This is a genomic window from Ruegeria sp. HKCCSA071 (assembly GCF_017872555.1).
Classification (GTDB): domain Bacteria; phylum Pseudomonadota; class Alphaproteobacteria; order Rhodobacterales; family Rhodobacteraceae; genus Ruegeria.
Genome location: NZ_JAEDOX010000011.1, coordinates 66,963 through 82,841, shown reverse-complemented (window position 1 = coordinate 82,841; position 15,879 = coordinate 66,963). Strand labels below are relative to the sequence as shown.

General features: G+C 49.6%; 12 protein-coding genes and 3 pseudogenes. 10 read left to right on the top strand and 5 right to left on the bottom strand.

The genetic code is table 11. The features are described 5' to 3' along the window. The first annotated feature begins 156 nt into the window (after positions 1 to 156). The 6 genes and pseudogenes from I9188_RS16910 to I9188_RS16890 all read left to right on the top strand — a co-directional run. Positions 157 to 2,184, top strand: coding sequence for a right-handed parallel beta-helix repeat-containing protein (locus I9188_RS16910; RefSeq protein ID WP_209507425.1), 2,028 nt, complete (start codon positions 157 to 159; stop codon positions 2,182 to 2,184). A gap of 117 nt (positions 2,185 to 2,301) precedes the next feature. Beyond that, on the top strand, positions 2,302 to 3,093 hold the full coding sequence (locus tag I9188_RS16905) for a sulfotransferase family 2 domain-containing protein (protein ID WP_209507426.1): 792 nt from the start codon (positions 2,302 to 2,304) through the stop codon (positions 3,091 to 3,093). 246 nt (positions 3,094 to 3,339) lie between these two features. After that, positions 3,340 to 3,969, top strand: a complete 630-nt coding sequence (locus I9188_RS16900) for a sulfotransferase family 2 domain-containing protein (protein ID WP_209507427.1) — start codon at positions 3,340 to 3,342, stop codon at positions 3,967 to 3,969. Positions 3,970 to 4,026: 57 nt separating this feature from the next. Next, positions 4,027 to 4,536, top strand: a pseudogene (locus tag I9188_RS16895) (IS481 family transposase); the annotation flags it as partial. 67 nt (positions 4,537 to 4,603) lie between these two features. Continuing rightward, positions 4,604 to 4,732 (top strand): hypothetical protein, encoded by a 129-nt coding sequence (locus I9188_RS20420; protein WP_280922440.1) that lies wholly within the window; start codon positions 4,604 to 4,606, stop codon positions 4,730 to 4,732. Further along, a pseudogene (locus tag I9188_RS16890) lies at positions 4,716 to 5,024 on the top strand (integrase core domain-containing protein); the annotation flags it as partial. The gene I9188_RS20420 and the pseudogene I9188_RS16890, both read left to right, overlap by 17 nt. On the opposite strand, the gene I9188_RS16885 reads toward I9188_RS16890, so the two are convergent. Further along, positions 5,021 to 5,884 (bottom strand): capsular polysaccharide synthesis protein, encoded by an 864-nt coding sequence (locus tag I9188_RS16885; RefSeq protein WP_209507428.1) that lies wholly within the window; start codon positions 5,882 to 5,884, stop codon positions 5,021 to 5,023. The pseudogene I9188_RS16890 and the gene I9188_RS16885 sit on opposite strands and share 4 nt — an antisense overlap. Before the next feature lie 247 nt (positions 5,885 to 6,131). Here I9188_RS16885 and I9188_RS16880 point away from each other — a divergent pair, with 247 nt between their 5' ends. Then, complete coding sequence (locus I9188_RS16880) at positions 6,132 to 6,854, top strand: sulfotransferase family 2 domain-containing protein (protein ID WP_209599689.1); 723 nt, start codon at positions 6,132 to 6,134, stop codon at positions 6,852 to 6,854. Positions 6,855 to 6,902: 48 nt separating this feature from the next. Further along, the gene (locus I9188_RS16875) at positions 6,903 to 8,258 is read left to right on the top strand and encodes an O-antigen ligase family protein (protein WP_209599688.1); all 1,356 of its coding nucleotides are present in this window, start codon (positions 6,903 to 6,905) and stop codon (positions 8,256 to 8,258) included. Positions 8,259 to 8,469: 211 nt separating this feature from the next. Here the strand turns inward: I9188_RS16875 and I9188_RS16870 are convergent, their stop codons facing one another. The 3 genes from I9188_RS16870 to I9188_RS16860 are packed head-to-tail and all read right to left on the bottom strand — an operon-like array spanning position 8,470 to position 12,226. Next, positions 8,470 to 9,684: a glycosyltransferase family 4 protein gene (locus tag I9188_RS16870; RefSeq protein WP_209507431.1), complete on the bottom strand. Its 1,215-nt coding sequence runs from the start codon at positions 9,682 to 9,684 to the stop codon at positions 8,470 to 8,472. Further along, positions 9,681 to 10,664, bottom strand: coding sequence for a glycosyltransferase family 2 protein (locus tag I9188_RS16865; RefSeq protein WP_245220677.1), 984 nt, complete (start codon positions 10,662 to 10,664; stop codon positions 9,681 to 9,683). The genes I9188_RS16870 and I9188_RS16865 overlap by 4 nt, the downstream gene beginning before the upstream one ends. 44 nt (positions 10,665 to 10,708) lie before the next feature. Then, positions 10,709 to 12,226, bottom strand: coding sequence for an oligosaccharide flippase family protein (locus tag I9188_RS16860; protein ID WP_209507432.1), 1,518 nt, complete (start codon positions 12,224 to 12,226; stop codon positions 10,709 to 10,711). Between the two features lie 372 nt (positions 12,227 to 12,598). Here I9188_RS16860 and I9188_RS16855 point away from each other — a divergent pair, with 372 nt between their 5' ends. Both I9188_RS16855 and I9188_RS16850 read left to right on the top strand, forming a co-directional pair. After that, the gene (locus tag I9188_RS16855) at positions 12,599 to 13,861 is read left to right on the top strand and encodes a nucleotide sugar dehydrogenase (RefSeq protein WP_209507433.1); all 1,263 of its coding nucleotides are present in this window, start codon (positions 12,599 to 12,601) and stop codon (positions 13,859 to 13,861) included. Further along, positions 13,848 to 15,104 (top strand): glycosyltransferase family 4 protein, encoded by a 1,257-nt coding sequence (locus I9188_RS16850; protein WP_245220678.1) that lies wholly within the window; start codon positions 13,848 to 13,850, stop codon positions 15,102 to 15,104. The genes I9188_RS16855 and I9188_RS16850 overlap by 14 nt, the downstream gene beginning before the upstream one ends. A 63-nt stretch (positions 15,105 to 15,167) precedes the next feature. Here the strand turns inward: I9188_RS16850 and I9188_RS20310 are convergent. Beyond that, positions 15,168 to 15,454, bottom strand: a pseudogene (locus I9188_RS20310) (transposase); the annotation flags it as partial. Positions 15,455 to 15,879: the final 425 nt, after the last annotated feature.

The following is a 15,879-nucleotide window of genomic DNA, read 5'->3' as shown; positions in this document are numbered from 1 at the left end:
AGGCGAAGGGACATTATTGTCCCGATGCAGGCAACAATTTCCAAACATAGCCACATTCTGGCCCATCTGTCGCCTTCGTGCGGCTGTTCCTTCTGTCCTGGGTGAGCGGGATTCTTGTGCGCTGCCACTCACAGCGCCTATGCAAAAAGGTGAAAGATGTCGACGACAATCACGGTAACCTCTGCGGCGGAGTTGAACCAGGCTCTGTCTCAGGCGACAGGTGGGGAAACGATACTGCTTGCGGCAGGTGATTATGGAAACCTGAATCTCACGGACACTCAATTTGCATCCAATGTGACGATCAGATCCGCCGACCCGAGCGCAATGGCGAGCTTTTCAGGCATGTACCTGAAGCAGGCGTCCAACATCACATTTGAAGAAATCGAATTCGATTACACCTATCTAAGCGGGCAAACCGAGTTTGCAAAACCGTTTGTGATCGAAAATAGTAGTAACGTGACCATCTCGAGATCGGTCTTTGATGGGGACGTGGCAAGCGGAACTGGTACAGCGGCCGATGGGTTGGGCACAGGTAAGGGCCTTGTTGTTCGAGGTTCGGACAATGTCGATATTGTGAATACCGAGTTTCATTCTTGGTGGAACGGATTGACGGTGAATACCAGCTCAAATGTGGAAATAGTCGGAAACAATATCCACAGCATCCGGTCGGATGGGATCAAACTAGGCAGCTCGGATACGATCTTGGTCGCGAACAATTACATTCACGATTTCAAAGGTGATCAGCAAAACCTATCCGATCACCGGGACATGATCCAAATCCAAAGATCCAGTGGCACAGGTGTGGATAACCTGACAATCCGCGACAATGTGTTTGACATGGGAACCGGCACCTTTACGCAGACGATCTTTGCCGGGCTGGACAGAGCTGATCCGAATGATCCGACACATTGGCACACCGATATGGTGATCGAAAACAACGTGATCTACAATGCACACAGTCACGGAATTACCATTAATCTGGCCGATGGGTTGGCAATCCAGAATAATACTCTGATTGCGGTTGATCGTGCTACAACGGGCGGGGTCACGATTCCAAAGATTAATGTTTCAGGGAACTCAAAGAATGTGACCATTGAACAGAACGTCACCCCGAATGTCGTTGGGTATAGCGGACAGTCGGACTGGTCAGTTTCTGATAACTTTTTTATTCAGAACACGAACCCTTCGGGTCCGGACTACTACGACAACCACTTCATCTATTACGCGACTGCAGCCAACGATGGCTACAATCAATATGGCGTTCAAGTTGGTAGTACTGTGGTCCAATTGGACGCCGGATCCAGCTTGGTTGACAGCTATCCCATGTCTTACGACGCTTGGGCCGGAGCGGCGACCACACCGATATCATCGGGTTCTAGTACCGGAACAACTGCCGCGTCCACTGGCGGTACTGACCCGACTGTTCCGGATGACATCTCAGGAACCGACGACAATGGAACTGATACTTCCAGCCCTGATACCGGGGGCCAAACACCGGACAACTCTAGCGACGTTGATGGAAATTCCGGAACGAGCGACTCCACCTCGAACAGTTCAACCATTGAAGTGAGTTCTCAGGACCAGATGGTGTTTGATGATCTCGTGTTGGATATTGCTTCCTTACCTGCAGACGGGAAAGCAAAATTCATTGGTGATACAACTGTAGTAAACGCGGCATCGGGACCGGTAATTCGCTTTGATGGTGACCGTGATATGGTCAAGCTGGGCCGTTTGGAGGAGTTTGAGAACTCTGAACAACTAGCCTTTACAGTTGAGTTTACCAGAGCCGAAGCAGATGGCAGCGAACAGCGATTGGTCTGGAACAAAGGTCATGTTGGGCTGGCATTGTCAGGAGACGGCCTGATCGTTCATGTAGCTAACAACGATGACAGCTTCGGAAAAGGCTTCCGTGTTGACAATATTGGGTTGAACGACACGGAGACACACCGAATTACGGTGATGGTTGATCAGGAGACTGATCAACTTCAGGTTTTGGTGGACGGCAATCTTGTGCTGGAAGAGACCAATACCGACTTCGACTTTGTCGGAGGTCGGGAATATGGTTGGGATTTGGGTTTCAGGTGGAATCGGAGTATCGACGGTGAGATTAGCGACTTTGCCATAGATGATGAAGTCGTCTTCATCGATACATACTCAGTGGAACATTACGATACCATCGCTTGATTTCCTAAGCTAAAGTTAAATCACGAAGGTGGGGCGACTATCCAACGCCCCGCCTTCTTTCTGACTTGTACTTAGTGATGAAGAAAATTGTTTGAATAATCGGTTACAGGTTGCGTCATGATACTATCAAACTCCCATCGCTTTGTGTTTATTCATATACCGAAATGTGCTGGCACGACCGTGCGGACGGCAATTCTGCCGTTTCAAGAAAACGATAGCCGGTTCCACAAAACTGTTGAACGACATCCGGAGTTAGGACCGATTGATTTTCGCCACATGCCCTTGCGGCTTTTGGCGGAGGTCGACCCAGAAGCATTCGAGAAATTACACTGCTACGAGAGTTTTGCCCTTTTGCGAGATCCGCTTGAGAGGTTTCGTTCATCTCTGGCGCAACGGGCAAAAATGTATCTCGGACGAGAATTTGCTCAACTTAGCCCAGATGACATAAGGGCGGAAGTGGAGCGAGTAATTTCTTATCTTCGATCTGAACCACGGGTGATCGCCCCTGAGTTTATCCATTTTTCACGTCAGGCAGATTTCATTTTTTTGGACAATCGCCCTCTAGTGAGAAATTTGTTTCCCGTTGAGCGTCTTGATCTATTTCGTGATGCGCTGGTGCGGCATATGGGTGCTGACGATCTGGAGTTTGGTCATTCTAATAGAACGACCGTATTCCGCTATCCCAGGTTAAAGCATGTATTGCGTAGCGGAAGCGCCATAGCACGGCGGGTGCTGCCGAACCAAACCTATGAGAAATTGCGAAAAACGGCACGGGAGGCGCTTATGGATCCGAGTAAGATGGCAAATTTCTCAGTAATTGACGAGCCTAGGGTGCGTGACTTTGTTGAAAGCTATTATGCCGATGACATTGTCTTGCACCGGGAAGTTTTCTCTGCAGCTAATGCATGAGAAACTTTTGGAACTAGAGGGGTTTTGATGATGTGGACCTGTCGCGGAATTGTTCCGCTCCTTTGACTTGGTATTTTGCCACAAAGGAGGACGGTCACATCATCAAAACCAACTACAACTATAGGTGACTCTGTGACAAAAAGGTTTGTTGTTCGAGTGTCATCACTTAAGTATTCCAAGTTGGAAATGGACAAGTTTAAGGTTGAAGAACCAACAGTTTGCAAGAGTGAAGACTAGGGTAAGTAAATGATTTCTCATGAACACAAGACCATCTTTATTCATATTCCCAAAACTGCGGGGCAGAGTATAGAGCAGGTGTTTGTCGATGAACTCGGTTTATCATGGGAAAACCGTGACGACCTGAACCTTCGATACAATGACGACCCGACCTTTGGGCCGCAGCAGCTATCCCATCTCTATGCCGATGAATATGTAAAACTTGGCCACATTTCTCAGAATCAGTGGGACGAGTATTTTAAGTTTGCGATTGTTAGGAACCCTTATGATCGAATTCTGTCCGAATTCAGATATCGTAATGTTCAGGCAACCGGGCCGCTGTTTTGGTTTCTAAGAAAGCAATATCGTAATGATTATTCTGACATGGCGCGCCATGTAGTTCCTCAAACGCGGTACCTGTTTGATCAGAATGGGAATTGTCTAGTCGATGAAATCATAAAATTCGAAGACTTGAATGCGAGAATGCCAGAACTTTTTAGCCAAATCTTTGGATCACCCCGGACTCTTCCGAAACGCAATAAATCACCAAGTGGGAAAAGACATCTTACCAGAAATCAGCTAAGTAACTGGAATAGAATGGCAATTAAGAGGCGCTTTAAAGATGATTTCAAAATCCTAGGCTATGATCCTGAAAGCTAGGTGTTTGATCCCACGGTTTGATGGTGCGATCCATTCGCTGGAGTGGAAGGAAGCATTATGGGACAAATTCGTCACGGCTGCGCCACGACCACGCACTCCGTCAGAGCAGCAATACAGCGATCGCAAGCTTCGATCTCGGAACTGAGCAGAGAGCTTGGGGTCAACCCCAAGACGGTCGCGAAGTGGCGCAAACGCCAATCTGTCGAAGACCAGAAGACTGGGTCGCGAGAGCCGCGCTCAACCATTCTTAGCCAAGACGAGGAAGATATGGTCGTTGCGTTCCGGCGGCACACCCTACTGCCACTGGACGACCGTCTCTATGCCTTGCAGCCATCAATTCCACATCTCACACGATCTTCTCTGCATCGTTGCTTGCAGCGTCACGGGATTTCACGCCTTCCTGACATGGATGGGGACAAGCCCAAACGGCAGAAGTTCAAACGATATCCCATTGGCAATTTTCATATCGATATCGCCGAAGTCAGAACCGAAGAAGGAAAGCTATTTCTCTTTGTGGCCATTGACCGAACCAGCAAGTTTGCGGTGGCGCAACTGGTGGAGAAGGCTGACCTGCCCCCCGAAACTTCCCTCGTTCTGATGTAGAGTTTGCTCAACCTTTTGAAGGAGCAAACGGATGCGAAAGAGCCGTTTTACCGAGGTGCAGATCATCGGGATGATCAAAGAACAGGAAGCCGGGATGCCGACGGCCGCGCAATCGCAACACAATCTATTCCCGGCCCATGCGGTTCGACATGATCTGTGAGGCCAACGGCATCGAGCATCGGCTGACCAAGCCAAACCATCCGTGGACCAATGGCCAGGTTGAGCGCATGAACCGCACGATCAAGGACGCAACTGTCAAACGATACCACTATGAAAGCCACGACCAGCTTCGCACACATCTCGCCGACTTCCTTGATGCGTACAACTTCGCTCGGCGCCTCAAGACGTTCTCTGGTCTCACGCCCTACGAATACATCTGCAAAATCTGGACATCAAAACCAGATCGATTCATCCTAAGTCCGATCCACCATATGCTGGGACTGAGCACCTAGCGCTGTGATGCTTCTTGGATGCCAAGTATCTCTTTGGTAGCTGCAACTCGTTGCTCATTCCAGTCCCAGCGTAGCTTTTGAACAGGTGCTGAATTTGTTCTTAATAAGGTGATGATCTCGTCCGTATTCCGGGTATGTTCCACGCAGTCATGTATCAAATGCGCACTATAACAGCCGATTTTAGGGAATTCATCAAAAGTCTGGCGAAAACTGTAGCTTGTCATATAAAGATAATCGACAAGGATGTGTGGCCAATAGTAATTGTGTGGTTTCGTTCGACCTTCCCAGTATTTGAAACTTGCTTTTTCCCAATGGGAGATGAGCGCGCCTTCGGGTTCAGCGGCAAGAAACCAATTTGTTAAAGATCGGCGTATCCCTGGCCATATGAACCAACGGTCGTTTCTGGTCCAGGTGAATGCAAAAAAACCTCTTTGTGCTACTGGCGGCAGCCACTGGTCAAGTGGTGATAGACAATATGTTGTGGCGTCGGCCCATACGCCACCATGTTTTCTGAGGAGCCTCAGACGTAGCAAATCCGCATAGGATTGAACGGATAATTTTTCGGGATCATGCGGAAGATCGGTTACTTCCGCCACTGTATTGTTATCGAGTACGCGAACCTCCCAGCCTGGGTTTCTATCACGCCAGGACGCTATGCAGTGCCTAACGATTTCAGGGGCGTTTTCTTCTCCGCGATCCCAGTAGATCCAAATATTTTTGGGGATATTGCGGGGGGCAGATCGCGAGAAATGCTCGGGCCGTCCTGCGACTTTATTGATCGCACGCCCCGCCAGAGAGTGAACCACTCGCGCGTAAACAAGTAGAATGAAAGCAAATACCCAAAATCTTGGAATACGCACACCGGACCTCATTGTTCAGTTGCGTGAGTCTTAGTGTTTGTAACCTGTATTCGCTAGCCAACAGTGGAAAACGATCCATATCTAGAAGGCGGTTGCTCCTCTTCATGATCAAACGGCAACAGTTTGGCGTAATTTGCGCCATTGTTTTCTGTGGATGTGTTTGAGCATATCTTGAAGCTGACGATGTTGTATTCAAGCCATCTGCAATTATGATCCTTCGATGCTAGCAGGCGAAAGGGCAGGCGTGATGGCAGTTATTTCCAAGAAATTGAGAGCTGTATACTTTGACATAACGAAAGTTGGTAGCAGCAGTTTAAAAGAGATTCTTTGGGAACTTGACAAGGGTGCTCCCTTCAAGGGGCGAGGCGCCGCCCGCGTCAAAAACAACATACGCTGGAGATTGGCGTCCGCCAAGCTGGTCAAACCACGCAACATTCATGAGCAAGAAGGATACCAGACCCAAAAGTTCACCCAAGCGCAAGTGCCTGACGGGTTTGTGTCATTCGCGCTTGTTCGAGACCCTTTGGCTCGGATAAAATCTGCTTGGCGAGATAAAGTTCACCACGAACAGTTTCGCTGGCGTGACGAAGAGATGGATATCAAGAATGAGGGCCTCCCACTTAATCCGAGCTTTGGGGAGTTCGTTGACAATTTCCATGAATATAGGGCAGTTAGTCGCCCGGCACGTATCCATACTACGCCATATTCTTGGCATTTAGGCGACAATATCAAGTTCTTTCACCATGTATTTAAACTGGAGGAACTAAATGAACTTCACAATTTCATAAGTGACAGGTTGGGTCGCCAAGTCCGAGGGAAACATGCAAATAAGTCGCCAGTTGAACAGCGAGATTATGAATTGAAAAGTCATCAAGTTGATAAACTTTTGAAGATAACAAAACCTGACTATGAGTTGTTGAAGGGGATGTACGATCAAGATGTCGCCGCTCAGCAAATTTCTTCCTATTGACATAGTCGTTTCGTTGGAAAGAAATGTAGCTTACTGGTAAATTAAATTATGGCAAGTACGGATGTTTCCATGCTCGGCCGCGATCGCGGCGGGCGACAAAAGGCCAAAAGCGCATCAAGCGGGATTTTGGTGTTTCTGCTGCTGCTGGCTCTTGTGATGCCATTCTATTTTTACTTGGGAAATTTCAGAATAAGCCCCTACAGGGCGTATATGATAATTGCAATAGTTCCTGTTTTGGTGCAGTGGGCCCGAGGTGCGGCCGGTCCGGTTTACACAGTAGACTTTTTAGTAATACTTGCGGCACTACTTATGCCGATCTCATTGTTTGTCAATCATGGTGTGGCTAAACAATGGGAATTTTCCGGAATCCTTGCTATCGAGACACTCGCACCATATTTTATTGCTCGTGTGCTGGTCCGAGATATAAATTCATTTCGATCATTTGTACGTGGAGCTTATATTATCATCATCGTTCTTTTACCCTTTGCTGTCATAGAGAGCTTTACGGGTAGAAAGATTATTCTAGATTTATTTGATGTTGTGTTTGAAGTCTATAAACCTGCGAACCAAGAGCCAAGACTGGGATTGAATCGAGCTCAAGTATCGATGCCACACCCAATCCTATTTGGCGTCTTTTGCTCTTCTGCATTTGCACTAATTTGGTATTCTTTAGGGTCGAAAGATTCTCTGTTTAAGAGGGTGCGCCGAGGATCTATTGTTGGTGCAGCGGTATTTTTATCTCTTTCGGCAGGTGCATTTATGGGGGTTTTAATTCAAGGATTTCTAATTTTCTGGGACGAAATATTCAAAAGAAAAAAATCTAGGTGGATTGTACTATCTGTAGGAGTGTTTTTTATACTTACAGCCTTGGAGCTGGGGTCTAACCGAAATGTATTTCAGATAATTGCTTCGGAACTCACGTTCTCTAAGTCTTCTGGATACAACCGAATTCTTATTTTTACACATGCGAAAGACGACATACTCAATAGCCCAATTTTCGGGATCGGCTTTCGTTGGTGGACACGACCATTGTGGCTTAAGGGAAGCGTGGATAATTTTTGGCTTCTTATTTCTTTGAGGTATGGCTTGCCTTTGTTTTTTACATTTTTCTCAATGTACTTAACGGTTATAATCAAGACAATTAGAGTGCCATTGGTTGGATATAGTGCTGGGGTACGAACAGGATATGTGATTTCTCTTATTGGAATAGGATTGGCTGCATTTACGGTTCATTTGTGGGAGTCTACTTATTGTTTATTTTTATTCTTGCTTGGAAGTGGTGCTTGGTTCTGGAGTGAAGTTGGTGTTTCGGGCGATGGTGACATAGCCGGAGACGATAAAGGCGGTATAAACTCACGGAGTAGTAGAGCCAGAATTAGATACACACGTTTCCCAAAAAAGTAGGTGGTGCGTTGACGTGCCCCCCGAGGCTCCCTCGTTCATGACGAGAGTCTGCGGGTTTGTGCACTGCTACCCAACCTTGGATCGCCGGGAGCTGGATTTTCCGCCCTTTGATCACACAGACGGTCTGGATGCGTCTAGCAATTTTATGAGCGCTGCTGGAACGTTATTCCCAATGGCGCTGTGCGGCCATCGCACTCGCGGCAACCATCATCTACTGGTTATGAATCCTGACCCTAGATATATCTTCATATATCATCTTCATTAACTCAGCTTTTTTAGTCCATAGGCCGTATGCAAGTAAGTTTTCTCGTGCGTTATTTCCCATCGATAATCGAAGGTTGGAATCAGAATGTAGATCACGGATAGAGTTTGCTATTCCGGTGACGAGTTCTTCGGGTGTGGTAACAGGAAGTTTAATTCCCATATTATCTTTAACAATTGAGGCTGGTCCGCCATAGTCTACAGTGATGATCGGAAGGCCCCATCGCATTGCTTCGTAAATTACTCCTCCAGTGGGTTCTCGGAATGATGGGAACACAAAGATGTCGGAATTCTGGTATAGTTTTTCGATTTCTGATTTCGGTAAATGACCTAAAAATCGAACTCGATCTGCGACACCTAATCTGACCGCTTCTTGTCGGCAAATTTCTATTTCTTCGCCACGTCCTGCCGATGTGAGAACAATATTAGGTAGGTCGCTGAGGAGAGGAAGTGCCCTTATAGCGTCCCTTAGGCCTTTGGTTCTTACGCCTCTCCCAACGTGAAGTAGGTTAAACTCGCTTTTTCCATTACGTGTTTCGGTTCTGGGAATATCATCCACACCTAATTCAAGCACTGTCTTAAATTTTTTGATTGGAATACCTGTTAACGCGTCTTCCATATAGGACGCGACACCTAGAATTAGATCGGCGTCAGAGTAGCTTTTACGCAACCATGGATCATATCGGAACCGCCACTTGTCCAAGTAACGAAGTCGGGTATACCAACGTGACGTTTGAATCTCTTTGGTGAATCCTTTGGGGGTTTCGAGAGTCCCTCCAAGTGGCCCTATGATGTATGGTATGCCTTGCCCATGGAAGGGGCTAGGATAGCGAGCGGCCAGCGGCATGATTTGATGAGCTAAATCAAACACAACACCTAGGTTTTGCTGTTCTCGCAGCCACCGTCTCACGTTTCGAAAGAGTACGGGATAAGCGGGTTTTAGCATTGCATTGAATCGTTCAGCGGCACGAAACGTTGAAGGTTCTGGCCAGGTGATGACCGTGGCTTCTGGAAGTTGTTGACTTAATGGCTTTCGCCCAGGTCGCTCAAAAGCCAGAACTGTAAGGTCAACCTGTTCTGCGAGTGCCTTTGCCCATTTGAAGGCAACAAGCGATTCACCGACATCTGTGCCGTCACAAATATATGAAAGCAAAATTACTCTCATAGTTTTGTCTCAGGCCAAATTTCATTGCTGTGCCGCAGTACTTTCCTAAAATGCAAGGCCCTATCTTTTGAGTGTTCGTGGCTTTTTATGGTGGAGCTGATTGTCCAGTAGAGCGCCCGAGACGAGTTGAAAGCCAACAAGATCAAATATGCTGCGTAGGCCCCAAGAAGGTTTCCATGCTTCTTATGGAGGCGCACTACAGCTTCTGACAGCATAATGTCCCTACGATAGTGCAGTTTCTTTACTGTACCACCTCCAAAATGAGTGATCTTCCCAACTGGCGCAAACACGAGGCGCCAACCAGCATCTCGTATACGACGGCACCAGTCGGTTTCCTCTCCATAGAAAAAAAAAGCTTCGTCCAGCGGTCCGACGCTACCGATTACTTCCTTCCGAACCAGTAAATAGCAACCTGAAATGACCTCAACATCTTTCTCACAGTCTCTGTTCCAGTGCCTTAATTGAAACTTGCCAAAAAACCTTGGCCAAGGCGCTTTCCACAATCCGGAGGTAAGAAGTATCAGGTTCAATATCGAGGGATATTGCGAACAGGTCAATTGAGTTGTTCCATCCGCATTAAGCACTTTACACCCCATCGCCGCGACATCGGGCCGTGCATCAAGCCATTCTACAGATTTTTTTAGCACGTTCCCGTGTACCAACGTGTCCGAATTCAGCAGCAGAACAAAGCGGCCCTTGGCTATCTCGAAACCTTGGTTGTTTGCGGCTGCAAATCCAACGTTTTGGATGTTTGGCTGCAAGATAACATTAGGGAAGTCCTTCATCACGATATCACATGAGTTATCGTCAGATCCATTATCGACGACAATCACTTCCATGAACGAAGGATCGTATTCCGCGAATACAGATGCAAGGCAATTTCTTAAAAGCTCTTCAGTATTCCAATTTACGATTATTATTGAAAGAACCACATCTTCGTCGTTGATTCCCGTGCGATTGTCTTTCATTTCAATAACCATCAAACCTTCTAATTAATGATACGGCATGGTTTCAGAAGAACATGTCATATCTGCGATTGCTTTAGCCTGCGACCAAGGCGTGTCAGCAAGGCGAATACCGAGGTCTCAAAGCCCTCCGGGCGCCGCGCGAGTGTCCACAAGGCGATATGTGCTATCGTGTAAACCACTACACCTACAAAAACCTTAACCAGTACTATGACAAGTAAACGTGGCACATGTGTCCCTGAGTGAAGGATCAGGTCGGCGCAAATTACAGCTATGACCATTATTCCACAGGCGATGAAACTCCGCCAAGCAACAGTGAGTGGTTCCCAAAAGCTGCCACTTCCAAAGCTTTTAGCCAGGATAAGGGTGATGAACAGTGCAGTAAGACTGGACATTCCGGATGCCACCAGCGCACCACCAAAGCCAAATCTTGTTCCAACCCACATGTAGAAACACACGAGTATTAGCAAAATTAAGTTTCGCATAAATAGCGTTTTTGTCGAGCCTGCGACATAGCTAGCGGCGCGTACATTTGCTTGTAGAGTTTCCATAGCTTTGAGCGGGGCTAACACCCAGATGACCTGTGCGGCGGCAATCCACTTGAAACCTAAACCTACCAAGATCACGTCTTTGCATACCAATGCGGTGCCGACACTCACTGGAAGTACAATTGCCAGAAGTAGGGCGTTTAGTCGAATGAACGCTTCTCTTTTTCGATCAGTAGACCGGGCAACATCTGCTAAGCCAGGATAAATTACGCGCTGCAGTGGAGCAATGAAATGTGTTGTGACAACTTCAGTGATCCGGGTTCCAACCCTGTATAAACCAGCGTCAGCCAGACCGAGTGTGGCACCAATGAAAAGCTGAGGCATATTATTAGCAAAAAATTGAGAGAGTTGAGCACCAGCCGACCAAGAAGAAAACGTCAAGCATTCTCGCCACCGTGACACTGAAAGTTTCGGTAACATCGGAGCTATCGCGAAAGTGATGGTGCTTCGCACTACCATTCCTACGAATACGGCTACAAGGACAGCCCAGAAGTCCCGCCAAAGCCAGACTAGATAAATGGCTGCTCCAGAGTATGCGATGCGGTTTAGTGTTTCTTCTACAGCAGCTTGAGAGAACCGCAAACTACGCTCGTACAGTAGAAAGCGGGGGCTGCGCAAACTTACAAGTATGGAAAGCACTGATAAGTAAGGTAAAATTTCTACCAGATGAGGGGTGTTAAATAGAGTCACCAAGGGCTGGATGACCCAAAGAAGGAATGCAGCAAAAAGCCCGAACACGATTTGGAATGTGAAAACGGTGTTCAGATGCTCAAGTGTAACGTCATCAATTCGAATAAGTACCAACCCAATCTGCCGCTGCAACATTTCGAATAGCGCTACGGCGATCATGAAATAAGCAATAATTCCAAAATCTTCAGGCCGAAGCAAGCGTGCAGTAAACGCAAGCGTAAAGAACCCCAGAGCCTGTCGAAATACGCTGGATGCCAGAAGCGTAGCAACCCCCACAGCTAGAGCAGAGCTGCGGGTTAGTGTGCTACGTTTTGGGTGGTATTTAGAGATTTTATTCACAAGTTAAATTTTCCATTCTGAGGACAATGATCTAAGTTTATAGCTAGTGTTTCCCCCGCGAGGATCGCAACAGTTGCCTTTGGCCTTTCAAGAAACCGGATCCAATGTGTTGATTTGAAGCTTGGCTGTTGAGTTTGCCTAGTTGATCTCACGTTACATAGTGCATGTTTTTGTTCAATTTCAAAAGTATACTCCATCTACTACATACAAATCATAATTCATGCAGCATTGCGGCGTATGATGTCACGGGAGGCTGTGAACATTTTCATGAATTTGACCTTAAATACTTAAAGATGCCAAGTAGGGCAGAACGAAGATTTTATTCAAGCAGTTATGCGTGCGTGGATATCGGTTTTAGAGCAGTATTACAGTATGAAGATTGCGATTTTTGGTTTGGGGTATGTGGGTTTCACGGCAGCGTGCTGTCTGACCCGTGAAGGGCACGAGGTGATCGGCATTGATGTGAACGCCGACAAGGTGTCCGAAATCAACGCAGGCCAGCCCCCGATCAAGGAGCCGAAAGTGGCCGGGCTGCTGACCGAGGCGCTTGGGAAAAATCTGATCCGCGCCGTGGTCGAGATGCCGGATCTCGGGGATGTGGATCTGGCCATTGTCTGTGTGGGCACGCCCAGTTCCACTGACGGCTCGCATAACATGAGCTTTGTGGCCGAGGTGACGCGTCAGATTGCCGAAACCGTATCGCCGGATCGGGCGCGGCCTCTGACGGTGGCGTATCGGTCAACCTTCCGGCCGGGCACCGTGCGGCAGCTGATCGAGCCGATCTTCCAAAGCTATCTGGGCGAGCGGACGGCGCAGGCGGTCGAGATTGTCTATAACCCCGAATTCCTGCGCGAGGCGTCGGCAGTGGATGACTTCTTCAACCCGCCCAAGATCGTTGTTGGTACAGCCGGTGGCAATCGCTCGGCGGTGATGGACGAAATGCACGAGGGTCTGGACGCGCCGGTGTTCTACACCGCTTTTGAAGAGGCCGAGATCACCAAATTCGTCGACAACACCTGGCATGCCACCAAGGTGGCCTTCGCCAATGAGATCGGCCGTATCTGCCACAGCATGGGCGTGTCGGCCAAAACCATGCACGAGATTTTCGTCTCGGACACCAAGCTGAACATCTCGGCTTATTACACCCGTCCGGGCGGCGCGTTCGGGGGCTCGTGCCTGCCCAAGGATGTGCGTGCATTGCAGCATATTGCGGGTGAGGTGGGGGCCCATACCCATCTGATTGACAGCCTGTTGCAGACCAATCAGGCGCATAAAACCTATCAGGCGCAGGACATCATGGCGCGGCTGCCCGAAGGCGGTCGGGTGCTGATGGCGGGGCTGGCCTTCAAGGCCGGAACCGATGATCTGCGCGAAAGCCCCAATGTCGATATTGCCCGGCGGCTGCTGCAGGCTGGGTATCAGCTGTCGGTCTATGATCCGGCCATCAAGCCTGCCGATCTGCGGGGGCAGAACCTGGGTTATGCCTTTACCCATCTGCCCAATGTGGGCCGCCTGTTGGTTGATCGCGCCACGGCCGAGGCCGGGCCATGGGATCTGGTGGTCGGATCGAACAGGATCGTGAACGAGCTGAACCTTGGCGATGCAGAGGTGATAAGAACCTATGAATATGACTAGCCCTGTATCCGCTGTTCAGCCGATCTCGTTCGACGAGCTGCGCCAGAGCCAGCCGCTGAAAGGGCTGAAGGTTCTGATCGTGGTGGAAAACCTGCCCGTGCCCTTTGACCGCCGCGTCTGGATGGAGGCCCGCACGCTGGCCGCCGCAGGCGCGCTGGTCTCGGTCATCTGTCCCACTGGCAAGGGGCATGAGGAACGCGTCTGGGAAGACGAGGGGATCAAGGTCTATCGCCACCCGCTGCCATTGGATGCCAGCGGCGCGCTGGGATATCTGCTGGAATATGGCGCGGCGCTGTTCTGGGAAAGCTGGCTGTCACTGAAGATCAAGTTCACCCGTGGGTTTCACGTCATCCATGGCTGCAACCCGCCCGATCTGATCTTTCTGGTGGCACTACCCTTCAAGCTGTTTGGCGTGCGCTATCTGTTCGATCACCACGACATCAACCCCGAGCTTTACGAGGCCAAGTTCGACAAACGCGGCTTTTTCTGGAAGCTGATGAAGACGTTCGAGCGGCTGACCTTCGCCTCGGCACGGGTGTCGATTGCCACCAATGAAAGCTATCGCAAGATCGCCATCGAGCGCGGCGGCATGGCGCCCGAGGATGTCTTTGTGGTTCGCTCGGGCCCCGATCTGAGCCGGTTGCAGCACCTGCCCCCGAACCCCGCGTGGCGCAACGGGCGGACATACATGGTGGGTTATGTCGGCGTCATGGGCGATCAGGAAGGAATCGACCTTCTACTGGAATCCGTGGCGCATCTGGTCAAGGTTCAGGGCCGCGACGACATCCAGTTCTGTCTTGTGGGCGGGGGCCCCAGCCTGGACAAGCTGCGCGAACAATCTGCTGAAATGGGCCTGTCGGATTATGTCACCTTCACCGGCCGCGCGCCGGATCAGGATCTGTTTGAGATCCTGTCGACCGCAGATGTCTGCGTGAACCCGGATCGGGTGAACGAGATGAATGACAAATCCACCATGAACAAGATCCTTGAATACATGGCGTTCGAAAAACCCATCGTTCAGTTCGACGTGACCGAAGGGCGGTTCTCGGCACAGGAGGCCTCGCTTTACGCCAAGGCCAACGATCCGGTGGATATGGCCGACAAGATCACCGAGCTGCTGGCAGATGACGACCGCCGCGCCGCCATGGGCCGCTATGGCCGCGCCCGGGTCGAGGCCGAGATGGCCTGGCCCCATCAGGTACCCGCGCTGATCGCGGCGTATCAGCGGATCTGGAAGGGGTAGGACCCTAAAAGTCTCTCGTTGGCAGCTCATTCGCTTATGTGCATTTTCTAAAGCGTTTCGACATTAAACTGAGATATATCCGGCAGCCTTGAAGTAATTCCAGCACTCTGCTGGCTCGTAGAGATCGCAGGTTTTTCCAATGGCGTCGAAGACTTCTGTGAAGGTTCTTGCCCCGACCCGTCGCAGGTGGGCTTTCAGCTTTGCTCTATCGGGTTCAAGTAAGGCGAGTATGGCGGCAGGTAGAGAAACCAGCAGTCGTGGTCGCGCAAGGCCTGCTTCACTTCCTTGCTCCGGTGCGTGGCTAGGTTGTCGAGGATGACAACGGTACCGGGTGCGATCTCGGGGACAAGCACCTCGCGGATGGAGGGTTGGTTCAGTATGGTCTCTGGTTCTCACCTGGTGCGCCCGTCGCGCACCTGTTGCTGGTGAAAGCTTCAGACGCAACGCCGCCGCACGCCCGCTTAACCCTTCCTCAATCAGTCTCTGAAACCGCGTTCGAAGCGCAGCGGGCTTACCGCTGATGTGGCATCAGCCATGGGATGGTCTCCTGATAAAGGTTGGTCTCAGCAACCAAACCTTCCCACCAGGGGGCCATTCCCGCCAATAGCTACGCCCCTCCCGCGTCAGCGGGTTCGTTCAATTCCCCCGATTCAAGTTCAAGTCGAAACGCTTTAGTTCAGGCCTTCGGCAGCTGAGCCCTTCCAGTCGAGCTTGATAATTGTGACAGGATAAGGTGGTTGTGTTACAAAGTAATCGGGTCGTGGGAGGATTGGGG